Genomic DNA, 4498 nt, shown 5'->3' with positions numbered 1-4498 from the left:
ACGGCCGCCTTACGGCCGGACGAGTGTAGGCCGATCAGCCCACCGAAAGACCCGTAGGCCAAACAGACGAATCACACCTAATTCCTGATAGACCCCACCCGAGCTCCTGGGCACCCTCGCCGATCCGGCCTGGGTGATGTTCGGCGGTTTTTCTTCAGTGGGTTGGCGTTTGGATTGCAGCGGATGTTGTGTCTGCTGGCCGGGCGGTTTGCGGAGTGTGGGCTTTTTACTGAAGTTGTAGTGCCGATTGGGTACTGAAGGGTGTTGCTGAAGTTGCGGGTGTAGGTGGCGCCGAGTCTGTAGTCGCTCGAAGCGCTCCCGGGGGGTGCCCGCATGGGTCCCGGGTTGAGTCGGTCGGGTGATGATGTGCGTCGGTTTGTCGGTGGAGATTCAGCGTCGGTGTGTCAGTGATTCAGGGTGGGGGCGGCCTTGGTCAGGCCGGGGCTGGCTGGTGTTGTGCGGCTGACAGTGGTTGCCGATGTCGCGCTGACATTTTTGACGGATTGCCAGGTCATTGTGGTGGCGATCGGTATCACGGCTTGCTGTTTGCGCTGGTCAGCTGGGGGAGGCGTAGGTGAACCAGCTCGGCGCAGGTGGTGAGTCGGTGCCGTTCCGGGCGGTGATAAGGGGGTAGAGAGCGGTCTCGGGTGGGTGGCCGTCGCCGTGGTGGTAGAGGGCGGCGGCGTGCAGGAGTGGCCTCGCCCGGCCGCTTGAGGCCTCAATCGTCTTGCTCAACCCGAGCATCACCGCCCGCTCCGACGAGATGGACGAACAGTACGAGGGGGGCCTGAGCTTCTTCGACGTCCGCGGCCTGGTCCCCCCGACCGCTGCGAATCACGGTGGAGACCACCAACCAAGGTGACCACGGTCTACCAGCGCGGGCTGGCCCGCCTGATCCACCACGAGATCGACCACCTCGTGGAGTTCTTGGACCTGGTCACCGCCTGCCACGCATTCGTCGCAGCGGCCGGCCGGGCCGTCCCGGGCCTGCGCGACCGGCAGCTCGGCAGCGACGCTCGACTGGATCGAGACGGCGGTCGACACCGGGCAGTCGACGTCGACGGCGAGCTGGCCCGACTCCTGCAAGGCGAGTAACAGTGCCCTGCGCCTCCCAGCGCAGGTCCGCCGCCGCGGAACGGCACGCCGACACCGTCCGGTTCGTCCTGTTCGAGGCACGGCCGGCCCGGCTCGCCGGGCCTGTAGGGTGCCGAAAGTCACGCACTGAACCTCACCGGCGGTGGACGCTGACGGCATAGCCGCCGTCGTCGTAAGGGTCGGCGTCCCAGGTGGCGAAGCGGTCGATGAAGGTGAGGCCGGCCGCGGCGCAGCAGGCGTCGTACTCCGGCAGAGTGATGCTGGGCGGCACCGGCAGGTGGGCCTCGTCCAGGCCGAAGCCGGCGACGATCAGACCGCCCGGGCGCAGGGCCGCGGTCAGGCGCCCGACCACTGCGGCCTCGGTGCCACGGGCGAGTAGCGGGAAGATGTTGCCTGCGGCGACCACGAGATCGAAGTCCGCGGCGATACCGAGCACGGCCGGGTCGAATCCGGCCAGATCGGCCTGGAACCAGGGCAGTCCTGGCGCCTCCTTCCGCGCCACCGCCAGCATGGACGCATCAAGATCCACCCCGACACAGTCGTACCCGAGCTCCGCGAGCCGGATCATGACCCGTCCGGTACCGCACCCGGCGTCCAGCACCCGCGCTCCGGCAGGCACGAGCGCCGCGCAGAACCGCGCCTCGCCGTGCATGTCTTTCCCGCTACCGGCCAGGGCCGCGAATCGCGCGGCGTAGTCCTCCCCGGACGTCCCCCCGGTCAGCTCCTCCCAACGGCTCATGACGGCAAGCATAGGCCGACCGTGCGGCCGCTCGAAAATGCGATTCAGTCCTGTGATCTGCGGCGACCCCACGAGATCAGGCAGCGTGGTGATACTCATTGATTCATCTGGCTCCGGTCCTGGCCGGGTGGAGGCTCGTCAGAAGTCAGCAGGACGCTGGTGCCCACGGGAGCCCCGTTCTTGTCGACGACTGATGATGTGCATCGGTTTGTCGGTGTTTCTTCGGTGTTGATGTGTCAGTGGCCCCGGAGTGGTGTTGTCCCTGGTCGGGATGGTGACGGCTGGTGTCGTGCTGCTGGCAGCGGTTGCGGGTTTCGTGCTGGTGTTTTTGACGAATCGCCAGAGCCAGTGTGTTGCCGATCGGTACCACGGTTCGGTGTTCGTGCTGGTCATCCGGTGTCTGGTTGTTCCGTCCGCTGATGCGGATTCCTGCCCTGTCAGGACTGCGGCCCAAGCAGTCGTGTCCAGGGCCTGCAGAAGCTCTTGGAACATGCTGCTGGCCGGTACGAGGCTGCTCGGTGGAGAGCTGCGCCCAGTTGCCTGCCGCTGCCGCCAGCGCCCCAGATCATCACCCTCGAACAGCACCCCGGGCTGAATCTCGGGCAGCACGCCGTCGGCGTCGACCAGGTCGGCGAGCACGCGGTGGTGCCGCTGCCAGTCCAGCGGCCAGGGGCAGTTCCAGTCCTCATCGATGGCGGTGAGCTGCTCCGCGCGTTCCTCGGGCCGCTCCGCGTCTTTACCGAGTCCGCCCTTCCTCCGCACGTTGGCCATCAGCTGGCCGATGGGCACGAGCTCGTTGTTTCCCTCGCCCCATACGGCGTCCTGCCGGGGTGCCATGTGCCCGTGTGCACGTCGGTACGAGCGGAGCGCGGCGAGCTTGGTCTCCCAGGCTTCGTCTCCCGGCTCCCAGACCATCCCTTCGGCGTCCAGCTGCTCCTTGCTGTCGTGGACCGAGGTGGGTGAGCAATTCCTAGTGCTGTGACCTCGAGTTGCTCATCTTTAGCGAGCTCTTGTGGTGAGGGAGTGAGTGGAAGGGGCTTCCGTCCTACGCTCTACAGCGCCGAGATCGCGGCATCTGATCTGCAGTTTTGTGTCGTTGGCGATGATCGCTAGTGCCGTTGCTCAGTTTGAGCGAATGCTGCTCACTCGTACTGGTCCGCCTTAAGGATGGTCATCGAGACCGCCTTCCATGGCATGCGGGCGGGGGCTCTGGCTGGATGGAAGCTGTCAGTGCTTCCCATCTCTCGTGCAGCAGTAGACACGGGACTGGTGGCCGCGTTCTTGTCTAATCCAGGTGCCTACGAGTGTTGAGGCATCTTGAGGAAGGTGGCGGCGGGGATGCCGGGCCCGCACGCAGATGCCCGCCCTTGTGGCAGGCAGCGCACTCAATAGAGGCCCCGGAGAGACAAGCGGAGGGACTACGCGCGGTCCGCCGGCCTTCGGTAGAGGGACGGACCGGTCTTCCAGGCGCGCCAGGTCATCGTCCGGCTGGCTGACGAGCAGGTCGAGGCCGACGACGCCCTGACCCGCAGCATCAACACCTTCGGATGTCTCGCCGAGTTCGAGTTCGAGCACCACGTCACGCTCGACGACGTCACGGACATTCTCGACCAGCAGGCTCCCGACGACCCCAGCGTGCAGCTCGCGGCAGCCCTGTTCGCCGAACACGCGACGGCAGCCCGCCGGCCGGAGCTGGTGACACAGCGAGCACACGTTCTCGAGGCAATCGCCGAAGCCGGGACGCCCGGGCATCTGGACACGGCACGGCTACACGCGCCTGCCTCGCCGACACCGACGCCACCGGTACAGCATGGCGCGAACTACACCGTACGGCACGCCACACCTACCCCTCGCAGTGCGCGGTCTGCTCGCTGCGCGGCGTGCCCGCTACCTGGTGATCAATGGCGACGGGGCAGGTGCTGTGGACGGCTACTACGACGCTGTCGACACGCACTCGCCGCCCGCACCCACCGGGACGCCGAGGAGTGGCTCGCGGCCCAGCGCCTGGTACTCAGCCGCCATGCCACGACAACGCAGGAGCGTTCCAAGATCCTTGACGTCCACGCCTTCGAGCGCGTCCTGCGGCAGGCCAGCAGCGACAGCGTGCTCCCAACGACGTCCAACCCACGTGCCTCCGCGATGTTCGACCTGCTGCGCGAGAAGTACCACGGGGCCCGCCAGGACCTGCTGCAGTACCGGAGGCGGGCGGTGGCACTGGGCAGCTGGGGAAACGAACGCGAGGCGGAGCAGCTTCTTGCCCGGCTCCACATGGCCGTCGGGAACGTGACCACGGCGATGGACCACCTCGTGAATTCCGGGATCCCGGATGCCGCTAAGGAGGCGCATAAGCACTTCCCTGACCTGCCCGACCACGCACTGGACTGGCAGCCGCCCGCCGATCTTGCTGTACGCCCAATCTGGGAACGCACCTGCGCGTTTGCCCTCACCGAACGGATGGCCGACGTCCTGACCAACACCGCAGCCGGAGCGTGGATAGACGCGGCACTGAGCGAAGTGGCTACCCCCGCACGCGGGCATCTGGCGTCACCCCGCCCACCGGGTCGGCCTTAGCCTCGATCCACCGGCGTGGTTTGAGAGTGATCTTCTGACCGGTTTCTGAGCCGGTTTCGGGTCGGTGGCCGTGGATGGGCAGGTGGTATCCGC

The 4498-nt window shown here is 66.6% G+C and carries 3 protein-coding genes and 3 pseudogenes; 3 read left to right on the top strand and 3 right to left on the bottom strand.

The window, feature by feature from the left end; genetic code table 11:
- Window positions 1-555 precede the first annotated feature (555 nt).
- A complete protein-coding gene (locus ACWDO5_RS35335) occupies window positions 556-735 on the bottom strand; it encodes a hypothetical protein (protein ID WP_450534622.1) in 180 nt (59 codons plus the stop codon).
- A 171-nt stretch (window positions 736-906) separates the two neighbouring features.
- On the opposite strand from ACWDO5_RS35335, the pseudogene ACWDO5_RS35330 reads away from it, so the two are divergent.
- Together ACWDO5_RS35330 and ACWDO5_RS35325 are read left to right on the top strand one after the other, a co-directional pair.
- Window positions 907-1095: pseudogene (locus ACWDO5_RS35330) on the top strand (DUF6192 family protein); the annotation flags it as partial.
- A gap of 2 nt (window positions 1096-1097) precedes the next feature.
- Window positions 1098-1190: pseudogene (locus ACWDO5_RS35325) on the top strand (RacP protein); the annotation flags it as partial.
- A gap of 38 nt (window positions 1191-1228) precedes the next feature.
- Here ACWDO5_RS35325 and ACWDO5_RS35320 read toward each other — a convergent pair.
- Complete coding sequence (locus ACWDO5_RS35320; RefSeq protein ID WP_450534621.1) at window positions 1229-1834, bottom strand: class I SAM-dependent methyltransferase; 606 nt, start codon at window positions 1832-1834, stop codon at window positions 1229-1231.
- 511 nt (window positions 1835-2345) lie between these two features.
- Window positions 2346-2773, bottom strand: a pseudogene (locus ACWDO5_RS35315) (helicase associated domain-containing protein); the annotation flags it as partial.
- A gap of 1200 nt (window positions 2774-3973) precedes the next feature.
- Here ACWDO5_RS35315 and ACWDO5_RS35310 point away from each other — a divergent pair.
- Window positions 3974-4405, top strand: a complete 432-nt coding sequence (locus ACWDO5_RS35310; RefSeq protein WP_450534620.1) for a hypothetical protein — start codon at window positions 3974-3976, stop codon at window positions 4403-4405.
- Window positions 4406-4498 lie beyond the last annotated feature (93 nt).

It is taken from the genome of Streptomyces sp. NPDC000880, assembly GCF_053599675.1.
The sequence above is the reverse complement of the archived record's forward strand: the minus strand, read 5'-3'. Positions and strand labels throughout refer to the sequence as shown.